Source organism: Bacillus sp. EB106-04-04-XG123, from assembly GCF_058791855.1.
The window spans coordinates 20,330-39,602 of the sequence record NZ_JBYTDZ010000008.1 but is presented as its reverse complement, the minus strand read 5'-3'; the positions used below and the strand labels follow the sequence as shown (position 1 = coordinate 39,602).

Here is a 19,273-nt window from a genome sequence, read left to right as displayed (position 1 = left end):
CAGCTCTACAACAGGAACAAAACCACATATGCACAGTAAAGGGCGAGTACACTGCACACGATAAGAATGGTTTCAAAAAGTCCGCCTGATTTTTTACGTACTGACGTTCTTTTTGCTGCTGCAGCCCGCGATCGTGAAGTCACTTGTTGATTTCGATTAACAGCGGGTTTTGGCGCGTTTTTTTGCTGTTGCTTCTTTTGGCGTGATTTTCTTGATTCAATCAGCTGTCCTTCTTTCAGCATCGCACTTTTCATGTTTGCTGCTGATTGATATTTACCTTGTAAAGCAGCCTTTAACACCCTTTCATATCGCTTTAATAAAGGATGTCCTTCAATGGCTCGATAAAGCTGCTTTTCTGGTTCTGCTCCTTTTTTGAATTCTTTCTTATACGCACAGTTAACCATCACCATGGCTAGGGCAAATAAATCATAAGTTGGTTCAGCTTTTCGTGAGCCAAATCCCCAATATCCTCGATCAAAAAACTCGGTATACTCCTTAATTGCCCTGCCCGCTTTTGTCGTTCCTCCCACATCAATGCACCGGATCGTGGCCGGGGGACCAGAAACAATGAGATTATCAGGCTTTAAGTCACCAAAAATCCATCCTTCCTGATGTAAATGAGCCAGGCTAGATAAAAGCTGAATCATCAAAACAACGATCCACTCATCACCCTTTTGTTTCACAAATTCAAGCAGTAATGGGCCTCTGACATATTCCATCACGTAAAAGGAGCGTTTTTGAGGCATACCGGGATAAATCGCATCATCCATATCATAAAAAGAAGGCCCCATGGTTTTCACAGGAGCCTTTGAAAAGGATTTTAATACATTGACTTCAGATGCAATGAGCATACTGTCATCACTCACTTTAAGGGCCGCTTGCCCATGTGGCGATTCGGCCAGATAGACAACACCGTTCGCCCCTTTTCCAAGCTCTTTTACAATACGGTAATGATGGTGGTGCCATTTCCCTTGAATCACCGTGCCTAACGGGATGTTAGAAACCGAATTCATCATCATGCTCTTCCTTTGCTTCAAGCAGCCCTTTACGTGAGCGAACTGACTTGAAATGCTGAAGTGCTTCCCGAAGTGCTGGTCCCGTTGGGGTGATTCCTCCAGTGGTCAGTTTTGGGAAAATAGATGATAATGAATCGAATCGAGGCGTCCAATTCAACACAATTTCAGCATCTGAGTTTTTCCCGGGAAATACACACATCCCAAACTGATTTTCTCCAATTCTTGAATTTAAACTGATGGAAAGGTCGATAAGTGCTTCTTTGACAGTCGGCAGCTTCGGTTTCATACTTGCACTTGTATCAACAAGCACGAGTACTTGAAGGTGAACCGTCTCTCCTAACTCATCAACAACCTCCATTACTTCCCCGCGCTTATCTGGTGGAAGCTCTTCAATTTCAGTGTCTTTGCCGAGTATTTGCTGCAATTCTTTATTCACAACACCTTGTAAGGTTTGTGTCATCGCTTTTTTCGTGACCATTTGTACTGTTTGAGATAATTGCTGGACGTAGACAACTTGATGGATGCCTCCGCCTGCGAGAGCAATCCCCTCTACTTCTTTCATCGCTTCATGATCGTGTCTGTTTTCTTCCATAATGCCAATGACATTGACTGTAATCCCTTGTTCCTTTGCCAATGAGGCAATCGCAAGCGGATCTTCCCCGTGATTTGAGCAGCCATCTGTAATCAATAAGATTTGGTTGACGTGACCTTTTCGCATCTTCATTCCTCCTGGGATTGTAACTGAATGCTTATATCCCCATCATCGCCAGAAGAAATTCATATTATACGATATTTTAAGAAATCTCTTGTTTCTCAAGATAGAATGTACCTGTCGGAATGGAAGCCCATTTTGGTGTGTTGTGGTCGAGCCTAATGACAACAACCGTCATATCGTCGTCAATTTGGCCTGCTCTTGTTCGAATGACCTCTTCCATTAATAAATCAGCAATTTCTTGTGGATCTTCTGTTTTAAAGCTTTTCATTTTCCGTTTCACCCACAGATCATGATTTTCAATATGCTTTGGCCCTTCAAAAATGCCGTCACTCATCATAATCAAGAGATCTCCTGCTTTCATCTGTTCGCTCACAACCTCGACTTCGAATTCATCAATAATACCAATCGGCAAGTTGCTTGCTTGTACCTTCATCACCTGATCACCTCGTTTAATAAAGCTGGGTGTTGAACCAATCTTGAGGAACTTACAGCTTGCATCCTGTAAATCAATAATCGATAAATCCAATGTTGAATAGATCTCGTCCGTCGTTCGTAAAGATAAAATACTATTAATGGTTTTAATCGCTACTTTTTCATTGATACCTGACGCCAATATTTTTTCTAACAGCTTAATCGTCTCATTGCTTTCAAAATGAGCACGTGCTCCGTTGCCCATTCCATCACTAATAGCTGCGGCATACTTGCCTGCACCAAGCTCCATCATGCTGTAGCTGTCTCCAGATACCAGTCCTCCGCCTTTTGCTGCATGTGCCACGCCTGTAGCCACTCGATATGATTTGGCAGAGCCAAACACAACATGACAATAGCCTGTTGGATGCTCTGCACACTGCTCTGCTTTGACTAAAATCTGTTCTTCTAAAATATCTGAAAGCATTGGAGCAATGATTTTTTCACATTCCCCATGCCCTTGGCAATATGGGATTCTCATTTCAATATCGACATTTCCCTGTTCCAAGCTATAGATTTCTACTTGCTGAATTTCAATACCAAAGTGCTGAAGCGCTTCTATCATCTGCTCTTCTTGAATAAAATGCTGTTCTCTTTCTCGTTTTATTTCCCGGGAAAAATCCTCCATCACTTGCGAGACCCCCATCAGCTGTTCAGCCACAAGACGTCTGCTGTCTTGGACTTTTTTCTTCAGTGTCTGGTTGGCTTTATAGTAAGCGATCTCCTCTTCAATCAATTCCTCGACATGTTTTGATTTTGAGCAGTGCTGACTAAATTTCTTTTTCAATTTTCGGTTATGCTCATACGTTTTTTCATCAGATTCATGCATAACTTGTTTCATTAGTTCATAGGTTGTATCAAAGTTCTGCACCCAGCATTTATTTTTCTTATAGCACGTTTGACAGGATCGTTCTGTGATCGTACTTAAAAAAAGATCTACATCCTCTTCCTGCTTCTTCTCTTCAGGAATAGATTCGTAAAATGTCGCAAAACTCTCAGACAGCGCATGAAATACATTAGAGAATTGGTCTACCTTTTTTGCTGTCACGTCTCGTACTTTCCGAGCATATTGCTGCTGCTCTTGTACATGCTCTACCGTACCAGGAATGTATTTCGCTACCTTGGAGGTGACTGATTGCGGCGTGAGCAAAAAGAGCGCAACTGCTATAAGTGATTCATACAGTGTAGTCATGAGACCTGCTGACCCTTCCCCATACAGTGAAATGAGTAAGGAACCCACAATTAAGCCGATGGCTGCCCCTGCTTTCTTCCCTTCTTTCAGCAATCCGCCTAATAAACCTGAAAAGGCAAGAAGACTCATCTGATAAAGGTTTCCGATGTTGGCGAGACCGAGAATTAATCCTGTCACGACACCGACCGTACAACCAATACTGGCTCCGCCAATAAAGGCAAAGGTCAGCACTACATAACGTGATAAGATATGCTCTGCCTGCATCCCTTGAAATGAGATCCCAGCAAGGCCAGTTAAAACTGAGGCAATTAAAATCATAAAACAAATAATTTCTTCGACCTTTAAAGAGTGTTTAATTTTCCTGACTGTAAAAATCGGCAGGCTTTGAAGAAAAATCAGTGTCAAAATGAAGGCAAGTCCTGCTTCGACACCCGCCATGACGTAATCATAGCTTTGCACAGCACCTTGCTCTAGGTAAACAAACGCTCCTCGGGTAATCAGCATTGAGAGAACAATGACAACCGGTAATGTTTTCACTGGGTCTTTGATGATGAAAGAAACCACCTTTGACATAAGGAGAAACATAAGCAGCGATGCAAACACAAACAATGCATTTTGAGGTGATATCGTCATCGCCCCAGCGAGTAAAGCGAGACAAGCAAGCATTGCCTTATCTCTTTTAATAAGCAGCATGGAACCAAAGAAAGGCAGAGCAAACGGCATAATTTCAGATAATATAAAGGCTCGTCCTAATAAAAAGCCTAGAACAACATAAATAAACCCTTTATAGAAAAAAAGAGAATGCGTGTGATGAAGAAACAGGTTTTTCATCTTTTTTAACCCCGCACTGATTCTTTCAAACCCCGCTCCTGTTAAATCAGTTCTTCTTTCTAGTTTTTCCATCTTCTCATCCCCCACCTGATATTCGTTGCTTGTCATTATAGCGAAGGTGAAAAAGAAATTTTGTCAAAAGAAGTTGTCGTTTCCATAAAACGTTCGACGCTTTATTCGTCAAAGAGGCATACTTTCATGAAAGTCGATGTCTTTCATCAGAATTTTACGAAAGCACAAAAAAACAGCTTTCCTATAGAAAGCTGTTTCGAAGATGACCCGTACGGGATTCGAACCCGTGTTACCGCCGTGAAAGGGCGGTGTCTTAACCGCTTGACCAACGGGCCTTGCTTTATGTTCTAGTTAAAAGGATAGCGGCGGAGGGGATCGAACCCCCGACCTCACGGGTATGAACCGTACGCTCTAGCCAGCTGAGCTACACCGCCATAATAATAATGCGCTAAGAAGCACAAGAACTATAATACAAAGGATTCGCTTGTCCGTCAATAGAAAGTTTTAAATTAAATGACGAAATCTCAAAAAATGTAGGATAGGTCATGAAAAAAAGCACCTGCTGAACAGCAGATGCTTTGTTGTGAAAATATATAGAAAGCAGCAACAAGTTAACCTCTTCTTGCTCCGCGCCCCCCACGTTTTGATTCCGTGTTACGTTTTAAAGATGTTAAGCGATCTTCGCTATCTTTTAAGAATTTGTTCATTTTTTGTTCAAACGATTCCTTCGGACGGAAATCATTTCTGCTTGGTCTTGATTGTTGTTGAGGACGATCTTTTGCTTTTTTAATGGACAAGCCGATTTTACCGTCTTTTTCAACGTTAATCACTTTCACTTCAACTTGTTCACCGACTTTTAAATGCTCATTAATATCTTTTACATAGTTATCGGCTACCTCACTGATATGAACGAGACCAGTTGAACCGCCTGGCAACTCCACAAAAGCTCCAAAATTTGTAATGCCCGTAACTTTCCCTTGTAACTTGCTGCCAACTTCAATCGACATAAAAAAAGTGCTCCTCCTTAGACTTATAAAAAAATCTCATTTGTTCAATTATACATAAACTGAATTTTAAGTGTCAACAAGGCTAATCGCTCTTATTGCCCACATCAAAGATTTTTTCGCCTTTTTTGGACATATAATAGTCCCGTCGTGCCAGTTCGAGTACGTATTCCTTGCTTTTCAGCTTCTTAATTTCATCAGAAATATCTTCCTGCTTTGTTTGTAATTGCTTCAACTCTTTTTCGAGCGCAACCTTCTTCTCTTCTTTTTCCTTTAGTGAAGACGATTGCGACCAGAGGGCACTTGTCACCAAGACAGCAAACATGAGCACGATCACACCAAACACGGTAAGCCTTCTAAGGAGTCCGCGACGTTTGCGTTTTAAGCGCTGTGCTTGCTGTTCCATTTGTTTTTGGTAATCATTTTGAATTTGTGCGATATTTCTTTTTCTCTTGTTCAAGGTTGAAGGCCTCCTCTCTTACTTTGTCCAGAATTGTTTCCATTTCGTTTTGATGGTACCAGATAATTTCTTGGCCCCTTGTAAAATTCCTGCTCCTTTTGAGAAAAACAATCTCATTGATGTTCGCCATTTTTCGGGAATCCGATGAATAATGGTCACATTGAGTAACCAGATGAGCGGATAACAAACAATCGACAGCACCTTCCACACGAGCCGAAACGTAAAACGAACTAGACGTAAGAGCGAGTGGAGCAAGAACAGAATAGCACTTATGACCAATGTGATCATCCAGCGGATCGGCTGGAAGACAATCGACATGACCAGCCTTTTCAGGAAGAGAACGGTCTGATATACACACATCATGATAAACTTGAGAATCTTGAGATACAGCTGTTTCATCAATGCCTGATACATCGAGAAACCTAGAGCAACGGCTAGAAAAATATAAAGCCTGAATTCTCCCTCATTTGTCAGCAGCAGGACGTAAAAGAATAAGAGACCCTGCACCATCCAAAAAAGGAGATCGTGTATAGCCAAAAGCCATTTTGCTGTTTTTTCCCGGTTCACAAACAGCTTGTACGTATCAAGCGATGCGCCCAGCCAGATGCCCATCGCCGCCATGGAAAGCATCGTATAAAACTGGACTGTCAGCGTCATTTAAACAGCTTGCTAAAAAATCCTTTAGCTTTCTCCCCGTGCTGCTCATCAACATAGATTAAATCAAAGACACGCCCTTTGATCGACACAACGCCCTTTTCGACGTCTAGGTTCTTCATTTGCAGATTTTCTCCGCGGATGGCGAGAATCCCCATGACCGTCTCTAGCAGAAATTCCTCACTATCAAAGCTTTCCACTTGTTTGACACCAGTGATATCTAAATGCTTTCTGTTTCGCATTGTGACATTGTGCTCCGCGTCTGATGACAGCTTCGTGCCTTGAGGTTGATTATAATATTGATTCATTTATACATCCCCCATATCTCATACTTGCATGTTACTGCATTGTATGTGATAAGAGGGTCATTTAGAACAAGCCCTATTCTGCTGTTTTTTCTTCTTTTAGCACAGTATACATGCCAGCCGCTTCTTCTTTCTTCGTCGTGTCCTTTAACTCGTTGACTTGAACAGTCACTAGCTTTTGACCAAAGCGGATTTGCAGCTCATCTCCTTCTTTCACGTCAGAGCTTGCTTTCGCCTGTGTTCCGTTAATAGAAATCCTGCCTTGATCAGCTACTTCTTTTGCCAATGTTCTTCTTTTAATTAAACGGGACACTTTTAAAAACTTATCTAATCTCATGTATGTTCACCTCTTTCTATACGTTTCGCATCGTTCCATAGATCGTCCATTTCCTCTAGCGTTAAGTCATCTAATGAACGTCCCATGTCCTTTGCTTTTTGTTCGATATGCTGAAAGCGCCGCATGAATTTTGTGTTGGCAGAAGCGAGCGCCGTTTCAGGCTCTAGGTGATAGAACCGTCCAATATTGACGAGAACAAACAAAAGATCTCCAAATTCATCTTTCATCTGCTTCGTTGCATCTTCGTCCGTCTTCTCTGCCACTTCAACGAGAAATTCCTGCTTTTCTTCTTCGTATTTGTTCCAAATATCTTGAACATCTGTCCAATCAAAGCCTACCTTGGCGGCTTTCTTTTGGAGTTTATATGCCTTTGTTAATGCTGGAAGTGTCGCCGGAATCGATTGCAAAATAGAACCGGTCCGCTCTGGCTTCTCCTGCTGCTTGATTTTTTCCCAGTTGGCCACCACATCTGCTGCCCCAGAAACATTCGTGTCACCAAACACATGGGGATGTCGCCGAATCATTTTTTCTGTGACATGCTGAATGACGTCATCGATTGAGAAATAACCGTCATCTTCGCCAATTTGAGCGTGAAGTAACACCTGCAGCAGCACATCGCCGAGCTCTTCCACCATATGATCTGGGTCATCTTCATCTATCGCTTCAAGCAGCTCATAGCATTCTTCAATTAAATATGGTTTGAGTGACTCATTGGTTTGTTTTTGATCCCATGGACAGCCGCCCGGACCTCTTAATGTACGTATGACGTCACGGAAAGTGTCAAATTGTTGATAAAGCAGCTGTTCATCTTTAATTGGAGGAACATAAACACTCGTTAAGTTATTTATCGACACATCTCGATCAAGTTCAAATAAAGGAACGGCAGTAATCTGTTCCTGACTGCTTCCAGCTGCAGTCACAATATAAACTTCATAATCGTCAGGAAGCTTTTCCATCAGCGTGAGCTTCACATTCGATGCTGTCATCTGATCATATACCTGACAAATCAGGACATGCTGGGTTAATTTCAGATCATCAGCTCTCATATCCCCTGCATCAACGAATTGTAATCCTTCGATGGGGTCAATCTGCAAGGAGTTGAATGTCGCATCTAAAAAGCTTTGTCCACCAGCGACAGACACTTCGATCCCGCGCTCTTTCTGCCCGGCGACGAGCAGCTGTACGGTCTTTTCTGCCACAAATGGATGACCAGGTACTGCGTACACAATGTCTTTTTCCGCTGCCTCTGCAAATAATATTTCGGTAATTTCCTGATACACCTGATCAAACTGATCGTGCTTTTCATAAATTTCATCAAAAAAGGTGAGAGATGGGACCTCCTGCATTAACTCTGCGGTAAGCGGATGATCCTGCGTTCTCATATATACTTCTTTCGCCTGCTTCAGCTGCTTATATACACCGAGCGTCAGCTGATCCATGTCGCCTGCCCCGAGACCGACGACGGTAATCTTACCTGCCATTTTGATTCCCTCTCATCTGTTTAAAATATAAAATCTTTTTTCCTAATGGAATGAGTCTCCATTCCTCTTCCGTGAATACTTCTAGCTTAAGAATACTATATAAAAAGGCGAAACCACCAATAAAAACTGATGTCAGGCTCTCTAAAACGGAAAACGGACGTTTTTCAAAGGGGATAACCCAGGAAAACAGAGCCTGATATCCCATTAAGACCACAGCCATGAAGGCGGCTGATAAAAGAATTTTCACTGGAAACAGCTCTCTCCATGAAATCCATCCTTTATGCTTCAAATAAACGGCATTGAGCACGGCTGCTGTGAGAAAACCACATACAGTTGACCATGCGGCACCGTGGATGCCAAATAACGGAACAAGCGCAATCGTTAGAATCCATTTCACCAGCACGCTGATGATCACTACAACAGCGGGATACACAGTATGTCCGAGCCCTTGCAGTAAAGCCGCCTGCGTAATGGCAATCGACGTAAACGCAATCGATATACAGAATATTTGCAGGGCATCTGTGCCTAAATCATTACGAAAAAGCATTGTATTTACTGGTGATAAAATACAAATCAGCCCAACAGCTGACCCAATCCCTAATACCGACGTGGTCTTAACCGATGACCGCACTTTTTGCCGTATCGTTTCATGCTCCCCATTCCTCATGGCTGCCGATAAAAATGGCACAAGAGAGGTTCCAATGCTGATGGCAAACACCGTCCCTAGCTGCAAGAACGGCTGACCTCGGTCATACACACCTTTTGCCGCCTTTGCTGCCGCTTCACTGAGACCCTCACTGCGCAGCAACGCATACAGATGAAAAGCATCAATCATTTGCATCCATAAAATAAGCAAACCGCTGACACAAATCGTCAATGTATACAGCACCAAACTCTTCAAAATATCTTTTTTTCGAAGTGTCGCCTGTTTGCCTGACATACTTGCAGCAGACTGTTTTCGATAGGTCAACCAAAGGAAAAGAAGCAAAATGAGCGACGCCGCACTTCCCGCAATAGAAGAGAACACCGCGCCAGCCCCTGTTTCATAAAGCGAATAGCCGTGCCTCACGAAATAGAAGGATAAAACAAGCAGGACGCCTACCCTGATGAGCTGCTCAATCAACTGAGAAACAGCCGTAGGAAGCATTAGCCCGTCACTCTGAAAAACTCCTCTCAACATCACAGTGAGCGGCAGAAATAGAAACACAAAAGCACTCATCTGGATGAGCAGAATTAATTGACTATCTGCCATAAGGCTCGCCATTGTGCCTGCTCCTATGTAAAGACAAAGAAATAAGACCAAGCTTAGTAAAGTGATATATACCAAGGATACCCTTGTAATGATCTGTCGATTCTCTTCCCCATGCTCACTCAGAAGCTTGGACACCATGACAGGAAAACCTGTTGTACCAAGCATAATGGCAATACCAAGGAAAGGATATACCTGCTGATAAATATAAAACCCTGTGTCCCCTACGATGTTTTGAAACGGGACACGGTAAACGGCACTTAGTACCTTTGATAACAAGCCTGCGATGGTCAAAATCACCGCACCCTGGAAAAACCAATGCGGCTGATTCACAGCATTTTTCATGGATGACTCCTTTAAAATAGATCTACAGTTAAACGAACTCATTATATCATACGTGAATGAAAAGCCGTTTCTTTCTAAGGAGTAGACGGCACATGTCCCGATTTGTTTCATCCCATATAAAAAACCGACAAAATCAAATGATTTCATCGGCATTTTTTCGTTTTATCAAAATGATATAGAGTTATTAGACCTAATGTTCCATTTGACGGGCTAAGAAGCCAGCTGCCGTTTCTGCCGCTTTATGCTCCACTTCTCCCATTGAACGCTCTTTAGAAAATAAGACGACGGCGCCAATCGGATCTCCGTTTGCAACAATAGGTGCAATGGTATAAGCAGATACGTCATCATCAATACCATCGACAAGTTGAATTTCTTTTTTGCTTTCTTCTAAAACAGAATTACGCTGATCCATTGTTCGTTCAAGTAAATCACTGATCGATTTGTTTAAGTACTCTTTTTTCGAACTGCCGGATACAGCAATATACGTATCTCGATCACAGATCAGGATGGAATGACCCAAACTGTCGAATAATGCATCAGCATATTCCTTCGCAAAGTCTCCTAGCTCACTAATCGGCGAATACTTCTTCAAAATCACTTCTCCATCGCGGTCGACGAAAATCTCAAGCGGATCTCCTTCCCGGATGCGCAATGTTCTGCGAATCTCCTTCGGAATAACCACTCTACCTAGATCATCGATACGGCGTACAATTCCAGTTGCTTTCATTCACTGCTGCCTCTCTTTCGTTTGATGATGTGTTGGGTGAATGGAACAAAAGCGTCCACTTTATGCAACATTCACCACTTGACCCTGAGTTTAGTATCCGTCACATCAAACGTAATATACACGAGAGACAAACAAAATTTTATGAAGATGGAATGGTTTCTTTTTTCACATCTTGAAGCCCTCGAAGCATATTAAGAACAACCTCAAGCCATTCCTCCGTTTTCTTGCCTTTCGTTTGGACAGAAATAATCAGCTTGCTGCCTTCCATTCCCAACCCAATTTCACGTCCATATTTACTGCCAAGCTCAAATAATTTTTGACCGTCGATTTCACTGCTTGCTTGCTCATCAAGTGTCATTCTAACAATGCCTTTCTCCATCTTGATCAGCTCGACACGTTCCTGGACAGCGTACACCTTCATTGTCGCAATCGTAAACAAGTCTGCCACTTCTTGCGGATATTCACCAAATCGGTCGATCATTTCATCCTGAAGCTCTTTTCGCTCTTCAATCGATCCAATTGCTCTGAACTGTTTATACATCTCAATCTTCTGCTTGCCATCCGAAATATAAGTGTCTGGGATGTACGCATCAATTTGCAGATCAATTTCTGGCTCGAATTTATCTTGAGCCGTTGTATCGCCTCTTCTTTCCTCAATGGCTTCTTTCAGCATTTGAGAATAGAGGTCGAATCCAACCGAATCAATGAAGCCATGCTGCTGAGCCCCAAGTAAGTTCCCTGCTCCTCGAATCGTTAAATCACGCATCGCAATTTTAAACCCAGATCCAAGCTCTGTGAATTCTTTAATGGCTTGAAGTCTTTTCTCTGCAACTTCAGAAAGAACTTTATCTTTTCGATACGTGAAGTAAGCATAAGCGACACGGTTCGAACGCCCGACTCGTCCTCTTAGCTGGTAAAGCTGAGAAAGCCCCATTTTATCTGCATCGTGGACGATGAGCGTGTTCACATTTGGAATATCGACTCCCGTTTCAATGATGGTGGTACTGACCAATACATCTGATTCACCTTCAAGGAAATTGATCATCACTGATTCCAGCTCGTTCTCACTCATTTTCCCGTGTGCATAACTGACTTTTGCGTCTGGGACTAGCATGGAGATTTCGTCTGCTTTTCGTTCGATATCTTCAACACGGTTGTAAAGGAAGTACACTTGACCGCCGCGTGCTAATTCTCGCTCAATTGCTTCTCTGACTAAAGCGCCGTTGTACTCAACCACATAGGTTTGAACAGGGAATCGGTTTTCAGGCGGTGTTTCAATAACCGATAAATCCCGCACACCAAGCATGGACATATGAAGCGTACGCGGAATTGGCGTAGCCGTTAATGTCAGTACATCGATATTGGCTTTCATCTGCTTAATTTTCTCTTTATGCGTCACACCAAAACGCTGTTCCTCATCAATGATCAACAGCCCTAAATCCTTGTAGACGATGTCTTTTGAAAGAAGACGGTGTGTGCCGATGACCATATCAATCGTCCCGTTTTTCAGCCCTTTTAACGTTTCAGTTGTTTCTTTTCTTGTACGGAAACGGCTCAGCTGCGCGATTTTGACAGGGTAGTCTTGGAATCGGTCCATGATTGTGTCAAAATGCTGTTGCGCTAAGATAGTTGTCGGAACTAGCAGGGCTACCTGCTTCCCGTCAGCAATCGCTTTGAAGGCCGCACGAATAGCCACCTCTGTTTTTCCGTAGCCCACATCTCCACAAAGCAGACGGTCCATTGGGCGTTCCCGCTCCATATCCTGCTTAATTTCGTGAATCGAACGGATTTGATCATCTGTTTCCTGGTAAGGGAATGCAGATTCAAACTGGCGCTGCATCTCATGGTCAGGCGAGAAGGCATATCCTTTGCTAGCCTCGCGTTCTGCGTACAGCTTAATCAGATCATCTGCGATGTCCTGTACAGATGTTTCAACTTTTTTCTTCACGCGTTTCCAATCGCTGCCGCCAAGTTTGTACAGCTTTGGTTCTTTACCTTCTGATCCTACATATTTCTGCACCTGATCAATTTGTTCAACCGGTACATAAAGCTTGTCGCTTCCTTGATAATGAATATTTAAATAATCTTTATGAATGCCGCCGATTTCAAGCGTTTCAATTCCTAAATATTTACCGATCCCGTGGTTAATGTGCACCACATAATCGCCGACTTGAAGCTCTGAATAGCTCTTGATTCGCTCTGCATTGGTCAGCTTTTGCTTACGTGCCTGCTTTTTCACACGTTTCTTGAAGAGTTCACCTTCTGTGATCACAGCAATTTTTGATAACGGCAGTTCAAAGCCTGTTTGCAGCTCACCTTGTAAAATATACACCTGTCCGCTCACAAGCTCAGCGTCCGGTTTAGCAAGAGCAGCTTCAATGTCATAATCATGCAGAACAGACGATAGCTTTTCTGTCCGCTCTTCATCCGCACCTAAGAAGACAACTGTGTACTGCTGTTTTTTATAGCGTTCAATTTCACTCGCCAGCACATTCATCTGCCCGTGGAAATTCTGCATTTGCTTACTAGATACATTGACGATATTTTGCGGATTTGTCTGCTGGACATGTCTCAGGAACAAGGAGTAGTACAGAATGGACCTTGATTGCTGATTGATCAGTTCTTGGAACGGGAAAGAAAGAGATAAATCATGAAGAATATTCCCTTCTTCAAGCAGACTAATTGTCCAATCGGCTTCTTCCTGTTCAAGCTGTTCTTCCATCTCCTGAATTCTGCTGATTTCATCTAAAATAATAATCGTATCCTGCGATGTGTAATCTAGCAAACTAGCAGGCTTTTCATAGAAATAGGCTAGGTACTTCGTCATTTCCTGTGTCACGATGCCTTCTAGCAGCTTCTCGCGGTCAGCAGAAATATTTTGATGAAGCAGCTCTTTTTGCTGATCTGAGTTGAATTTCTTTAAGCTCTTTGCCAGCCCTTGATCAAGCTGTTCAATGGCTCTCACTCGTTCAGGACCTCTCACAATCAGCTCTTTTGCAGGACCTATTTTGATTTCTTGAAGGGTTTCTAATGAACGCTGTGTATCTGAATGAAACGTTCGAATCGAGTCTACTTCTGTATCAAACAGTTCAATACGGATTGGATGATCTTCCGTTAACGCATAGATGTCAATGATTCCTCCGCGCACACTAAAATCTCCGGGCGCTGCAACCATTGACGTCCGGTCATAACCAATTTGTACGAGCTGTTTTGAAAACGCCTCCAAATCAATTTCTTCACCGATCTTTAAATGGATCTGACTCTCCTTCCAGAGCTCAACTGGCGGAAGCATCCTGCGCACCGCAGCAGCGGGAGTAACGATAATGGGGTTTTCTCCATTCGCAAGCCGGTTCAGGACATCTAAACGCTGTGCTCTCAGCTCAGGGCTTGCCACTGCAATTTCTGAAGCGATAAGTTCATTGACAGGATAAAGAAGAACCGAGCGATCCGGCATCACACTTGCTAGATCATCTGTTACCTTCTGTGCCTGATATAAATTGTGAGTCACAATAAACATTGGCCGCTTCAGTTCGTCTGATATCGCGGCTGTAAATAAAGATCTGACGGAGCCTGATAGTCCGGCAAGCAGCTGTTCTTTTAACCCTTCCTTTAGTCCATTAAAAATGGACTGAAAATCATCACTTTGTTTGATAAATGATTGTATGTTTTTCATTTGGCTCCTCCTCCCTGTTTGTTTAAAACAGAAAAACGCTTTGGTCTAATATCTACACCAAAGCTTTTTTATTGAATAAAAGTATGATACTGATGGTAATCAGGATTTCTTTCGAGCGCCTCTTGGCAATCCTCACAAATGGTTTGTACATGTAAATCACCATTTTCCCTATAAGAAATCATATCGTTTCTTTCCTCATTTGTTAAGTGATGAAATCCAAGTGCTTCACTTTGGACAGCGGATTCATCTAGACTGCCAACCTTTACACCACAGTGGCGGCAGTAATAATGCAAAGCCATACGTGATCCTCCCATGCTGAGATTTTATGATCAGTATGTGCTTTGCTTATCATTCTTATACCTTCTTGTTAAAATCATTCATCACTTCTAAAAATGGCTTTTTTAAAGCTGCTTCACAGGCCTCGACAGATGATTGAATGGCTGATGCGATGTCAGGCTGTTCCTCTTCTGAGAAACGTCCTAGTACGTAGTCAACGACCTTCATGCCGTTTTGAGGACGTCCAATGCCGATACGGAATCGGTCAAATTCAGGTGAACCTAAATGCTGAATCAATGATTTGATTCCATTATGCCCGCCTGCACTTCCTTTTGTACGTAAGCGAATTCGGCCAGTTGGCAAATCAAGATCATCATAGATCACTTTCAAATGTTCAAGGGGAATATCGTAATAGTCCATCAGCGGACGCACACATTCTCCTGATAAGTTCATATATGTAAGCGGCTTTACAAGTAGAACCTTTTGCCCCGAAACAAACCCAGTTCCAAATTGTCCATGGAATTTTGATTGATTTAAAGGAATGTCCCATTTTTTCGATAGTTCATCTATTGTCATAAACCCGACATTATGTCTTGTTTTTTCATATTCTTTTCCTGGATTACCTAATCCAACGAATGCAATCATGAAACCAATAACCTCCTTTGTCACACAGCACACGCCTAAAAAATGAGCCAATCAGATTGCCTCATGTAAAAACGTATGAATTCTTTTCATTCTAGCACAAAAGACGCAACCGCGGGAGGGTTACGTCTCTAAATGACCAGTTATTCTCCATCGTCATCCTTTTCTTTAATAGCCTCAGGCTCTTGCGGCTCCTCTTCGCTATCTGGCTCAGGAACCTCTGATTGCTGAGGCGGCAGAATGGATGCAACGACTTCTTCTGGATCGTTATTGATTTGATAAGATGACTGAACAGGCAGATCAGCAACTGTTAAGACATCATTGACTTCTAAGTTTGTAATATCAGCTTCAATATTCTGCGGGATATCTTTTGGTTTCGCTGTAACAGATAGTTCAAATAGTGGTTGCTGAAGCACACCGCCATCTTTTACCCCTTTAGACTCGCCGATCAGCTGCACTGGTACATCCGCGTCAATTTCACGCTGTAAGTCAACGACTTGGAAATCAGCATGGACAAGTTCGTTTTTCAGCGGGTCTGTTTGTAACTCTGTCACCATCACAGATTTCGTTTCACCACCCACGTCTAAGGTAATGATTGTATTCTTCCCTTCATCACGTAAGGTTTTTAATAAATCGATGCTGTCTAATGAAACAGCCAAGCTGTCTGTATTTTTTCCGTATATGACACCAGGAACGTGTCCTGAATGACGGATTTTTTGCAGTGTGGAACGTTTGAAATCAGTTCTTTTATTTGCTTTTAAAGTTGCCATATTCAGCACCATCCTATTTCTTTTTTGTCACTACTCTCATATTTACCCATAACCGAATCATTTTAAACATGTTTGCCTGTGATTGATGAAAGCAAAAAGACCCTAAGCTGATGCCTAGGGCCTTTTTCAATAATAAAATTAGCTGAAAAGGTAGCTCACAGATTCTTCTTCATGTACACGGATGATGGCTTCTGCAAGCAAAGGCCCAACTGAAAGCGGAATGAATTTTCCAACTTTCTTGTCATCAGTTAATTGAATACTGTTTGTCACAACCAATTCTTTAATTTTAGAGTTTGTGATGCGTTCTACTGCTGGTCCAGACAATACTGGGTGCGTACAGCAAGCATAGACTTCAGCTGCTCCATTTTCCACAAGTGCATTGGCTGCAAGTGTAATGGTACCAGCTGTATCAATGATATCATCGATCAGAATAGCCGTTTTGCCTTCAATGTTACCAATAATGTTCATGACTTCAGCAACGTTTGGCTTTGGACGGCGTTTGTCGATAATTGCGATTGGCGCTTTCAGACGATCTGCCATTTTACGCGCGCGTGTCACACCACCGTGGTCAGGAGACACAACAACGATATCATTCAAGTTCTTCTGTTCGAAATAGTTTGTTAAGATTGGCACAGCCATTAAGTTATCGATTGGAATATCAAAGAAACCTTGGATTTGCGGCGCATGAAGATCAAGTGCAATCACACGTGTAGCACCTGCTGTTTCAAGCAAGTTTGCAAAAAGCTTCGCAGTGATTGGCTCACGAGGTTTTGCCTTACGATCTTGACGTGCATATCCGTAATAAGGGATCACAATATTGACAGTTTTCGCAGAAGCGCGTTTTAGCGCATCCACCATAATGAGCAGTTCCATAATATGCTCATTGACTGGCGCACTTGTTGATTGAATGACATAACAATCACAGCCGCGGATACTTTCTTCAATATTGATTTGGACTTCACCGTCACTAAAGCGTTTAACAGAGCTCTTTCCTACATCAACTCCGATACGATCGGCAATTTCTTTGGCAAGTTCAGGGTTTGAATTCAAAGAGAAAATCTTTAAATTCGCATCAGCATAACGATTAGACATGGTAAACCTCCGGGTATTTGGATTATTTTTTATGAATATTTTTCACATAATCTTCTTTATTGACTTGTCTTGCTCTAGCAATAGACAATGCATCCTGCGGTACATCTTCTGTAACCGTTGAACCGGCTGCAACATATGCCCCTTTTCCGACAGTGACTGGTGCAACGAGATTTGAATTACAGCCAATAAAGGCGCCGTCTTCAATCTTCGTTAAGAATTTGTTTTTCCCATCATAGTTGACTGTAATGGAACCACAGCCAAGGTTTACATCAGTTCCGACCTCTCCGTCTCCAATGTAGCTTAAATGAGATGCTTTGCTGCGGTCTCCGAAAACTGTTTTCTTGATTTCGACAAAATTCCCGATTTTCACTTCATCGCCAATTTTCGACAACGGGCGAATATGAGCAAACGGTCCAATTGTCACATCAACTCCAACCTCACTATCGCAGACGACAGATTGCTTAATGACTGTTCGATCTCCGATGATGCTGTCAACAATTTCAGTGTTTGGCCCAATAATGGCGTCTGCACCGATTTTTACATTCCCTTTGATGACCGTCCCAGGATAAATAACTGTATCTTCACCGATGACAGCATCTGGCGAAATATACGTGTTCTCAGGATCAATCAAGGTCACACCATTCTTCATATGCTGATGATTAATACGTCGCTTCATGAATTGCTCTGCTTGTGATAGAGCGATACGGTCATTAACTCCAAGTGTTTCTTCAAAATGCGGTGTTTGATAAGCTGCAACTGTTCGCCCTTCATTTTTTAAAATTTCAATGACGTCTGGCAAGTAGTATTCACCCTGTGCATTTTCATTCGACACTTGCTCAATCACACGGAAGAGATCTTCATTTGAAAAGCAATAAGTCCCTGTATTAATTTCATTCACTTGACGCTCTGCATCGTTCGCATCTTTATGCTCCACAATTTTTACGACAGCACCTGTTTCGTCACGAATAATTCGGCCATAGCCTGTCGGATCATCCGCATGTGCTGTTAAAATAGTGACTTTCGCTTGATGTTTTTGATGCTCGCTTAACATGGCTTCCATTGTTTCCGCTGTCAATAATGGCGTATCACCACAAATGACAATGGTTGTTCCCTTTTCCTGCGCGAGGAACGACTTTGCTTGTTTAACGGCATGGGCAGTTCCCAGCTGTTCTTCTTGAAGTGCATACTCACTTCTGTCTCCAAGCTGCTCTTTGACGTCCTCTGCTCCATGACCGACAATCGTCACTAGCTTGGCTAAAGAAAGCTTTAACGCTTCATCTGCCACATGCTCGACCATTGGCTTTCCGCAAACTGGATGAAGTACTTTATATAGCTTCGACTTCATTCTCGTTCCTTTTCCCGCTGCTAAAATCACTGCGAACCGCTTATCCATTGATTGGCCTCCAATATCCCTATTATCCATAGAAAAATATATCCTAAATAAAGACTGATTTCAAGGATACAAAAGGAAGTACAATAATTTTCTAACAGATGAAAGACTTAAGAAACAAGAGAAAGAATGCAAAAAAGACAGCATTTAAAAGAAAACATTCATTTTCTCTTAAAGCCGTCTTTTTAAGTTTAAGTATGATTAAGAAGCTCCAGCTTCTTCATATTCAATTGTCTCTTCCTCTTCGCCTAAGCGATGATATTCATTTAATACAGCATCTTGGATTTTACCCCGAGTGCTTGAATTAATTGGATGTGCAATATCGCGAAACTCTCCATCAGGCGTGCGTTTGCTAGGCATTGCAACAAACAACCCATTGTTTCCATCAATCACACGAATATCATGAACAACAAATTCGTGGTCCAGCGTGATGGATGCAATCGCCCTCATGCGACCATCGGTATTCACGCGGCGTAATCTTACGTCAGTAACTTCCACAGTAGTTCACCACCTTTTCCCAATATAAAAGCATTACTTAGGTATTCAACGATCGTGGTGATTCTCCTGCTCTTTTTTTAAACTTTTTTTGAAATATCGGGATATTTATACATTATTTGTCATATTCATGACGACG

General features: G+C 42.4%; 18 protein-coding genes and 2 tRNA genes. All 20 read right to left on the bottom strand.

Translation table 11 applies throughout. From position 1 onward, the window contains the following. Positions 1-5 precede the first annotated feature (5 nt). The 20 genes from prkT to spoVG all read right to left on the bottom strand — a co-directional run bounded on the left by prkT (position 6) and on the right by spoVG (position 19,137). Positions 6-1,013 (bottom strand): serine/threonine protein kinase PrkT, encoded by a 1,008-nt coding sequence (prkT, locus tag AC3WTB_RS18955; protein WP_084096458.1) that lies wholly within the window; start codon positions 1,011-1,013, stop codon positions 6-8. Next, positions 997-1,734: a vWA domain-containing protein gene (locus AC3WTB_RS18950; protein ID WP_034325063.1), complete on the bottom strand. Its 738-nt coding sequence runs from the start codon at positions 1,732-1,734 to the stop codon at positions 997-999. Before AC3WTB_RS18950 ends, prkT begins: the two co-directional genes overlap by 17 nt. Positions 1,735-1,810: 76 nt before the next feature. Continuing rightward, positions 1,811-4,294 carry a stage II sporulation protein E gene (gene spoIIE / locus AC3WTB_RS18945; protein ID WP_058838225.1) on the bottom strand — a complete coding sequence of 828 codons (2,484 nt, stop codon included), beginning with the start codon at positions 4,292-4,294 and terminating at the stop codon, positions 1,811-1,813. 203 nt (positions 4,295-4,497) lie between these two features. Next, a tRNA-Glu gene (locus AC3WTB_RS18940) sits at positions 4,498-4,569 on the bottom strand. 25 nt (positions 4,570-4,594) lie between these two features. Beyond that, positions 4,595-4,668: transfer RNA gene (locus AC3WTB_RS18935), tRNA-Met, on the bottom strand. A gap of 177 nt (positions 4,669-4,845) precedes the next feature. After that, a complete protein-coding gene (locus AC3WTB_RS18930; protein ID WP_008357409.1) occupies positions 4,846-5,241 on the bottom strand; it encodes a S1 domain-containing RNA-binding protein in 396 nt (131 codons plus the stop codon). Between the two features lie 82 nt (positions 5,242-5,323). Further along, entirely contained in the window at positions 5,324-5,698 is a 375-nt protein-coding gene (locus AC3WTB_RS18925) for an FtsB family cell division protein (protein WP_003217952.1), read from the bottom strand. A gap of 18 nt (positions 5,699-5,716) precedes the next feature. After that, on the bottom strand, positions 5,717-6,355 hold the full coding sequence (yabQ, locus tag AC3WTB_RS18920) for a spore cortex biosynthesis protein YabQ (protein ID WP_039175923.1): 639 nt from the start codon (positions 6,353-6,355) through the stop codon (positions 5,717-5,719). Further along, positions 6,352-6,660 carry a sporulation protein YabP gene (gene yabP / locus AC3WTB_RS18915; RefSeq protein ID WP_024425646.1) on the bottom strand — a complete coding sequence of 103 codons (309 nt, stop codon included), beginning with the start codon at positions 6,658-6,660 and terminating at the stop codon, positions 6,352-6,354. The genes yabQ and yabP overlap by 4 nt, the downstream gene beginning before the upstream one ends. Positions 6,661-6,733: 73 nt before the next feature. Next, entirely contained in the window at positions 6,734-6,994 is a 261-nt protein-coding gene (locus AC3WTB_RS18910) for an RNA-binding S4 domain-containing protein (RefSeq protein WP_008341839.1), read from the bottom strand. Next, entirely contained in the window at positions 6,991-8,475 is a 1,485-nt protein-coding gene (yabN, locus tag AC3WTB_RS18905; RefSeq protein WP_492334097.1) for a bifunctional methyltransferase/pyrophosphohydrolase YabN, read from the bottom strand. Before yabN ends, AC3WTB_RS18910 begins: the two co-directional genes overlap by 4 nt. Further along, a complete protein-coding gene (locus tag AC3WTB_RS18900; RefSeq protein WP_106025930.1) occupies positions 8,465-10,069 on the bottom strand; it encodes a putative polysaccharide biosynthesis protein in 1,605 nt (534 codons plus the stop codon). The genes yabN and AC3WTB_RS18900 overlap by 11 nt, the downstream gene beginning before the upstream one ends. Before the next feature lie 190 nt (positions 10,070-10,259). Next, complete coding sequence (gene spoVT / locus AC3WTB_RS18895; protein ID WP_003217990.1) at positions 10,260-10,796, bottom strand: stage V sporulation protein T; 537 nt, start codon at positions 10,794-10,796, stop codon at positions 10,260-10,262. Positions 10,797-10,935: 139 nt separating this feature from the next. Next, positions 10,936-14,469, bottom strand: coding sequence for a transcription-repair coupling factor (gene mfd / locus AC3WTB_RS18890; protein ID WP_039175917.1), 3,534 nt, complete (start codon positions 14,467-14,469; stop codon positions 10,936-10,938). 68 nt (positions 14,470-14,537) lie between these two features. Continuing rightward, on the bottom strand, positions 14,538-14,768 hold the full coding sequence (gene fin / locus AC3WTB_RS18885) for an anti-sigma-F factor Fin (RefSeq protein ID WP_003217967.1): 231 nt from the start codon (positions 14,766-14,768) through the stop codon (positions 14,538-14,540). Positions 14,769-14,823: 55 nt separating this feature from the next. Then, a complete protein-coding gene (gene pth, locus AC3WTB_RS18880) occupies positions 14,824-15,390 on the bottom strand; it encodes an aminoacyl-tRNA hydrolase (RefSeq protein WP_024425643.1) in 567 nt (188 codons plus the stop codon). Between the two features lie 140 nt (positions 15,391-15,530). Next, positions 15,531-16,157, bottom strand: a complete 627-nt coding sequence (locus tag AC3WTB_RS18875; protein ID WP_039175914.1) for a 50S ribosomal protein L25/general stress protein Ctc — start codon at positions 16,155-16,157, stop codon at positions 15,531-15,533. A 138-nt stretch (positions 16,158-16,295) separates the two neighbouring features. Continuing rightward, entirely contained in the window at positions 16,296-17,249 is a 954-nt protein-coding gene (locus AC3WTB_RS18870) for a ribose-phosphate diphosphokinase (protein WP_024425641.1), read from the bottom strand. 22 nt (positions 17,250-17,271) lie between these two features. Then, entirely contained in the window at positions 17,272-18,642 is a 1,371-nt protein-coding gene (gene glmU / locus AC3WTB_RS18865; protein WP_492334096.1) for a bifunctional UDP-N-acetylglucosamine diphosphorylase/glucosamine-1-phosphate N-acetyltransferase GlmU, read from the bottom strand. Positions 18,643-18,840: 198 nt separating this feature from the next. Beyond that, positions 18,841-19,137: a septation regulator SpoVG gene (gene spoVG / locus AC3WTB_RS18860; RefSeq protein ID WP_008357439.1), complete on the bottom strand. Its 297-nt coding sequence runs from the start codon at positions 19,135-19,137 to the stop codon at positions 18,841-18,843. Positions 19,138-19,273: the final 136 nt, after the last annotated feature.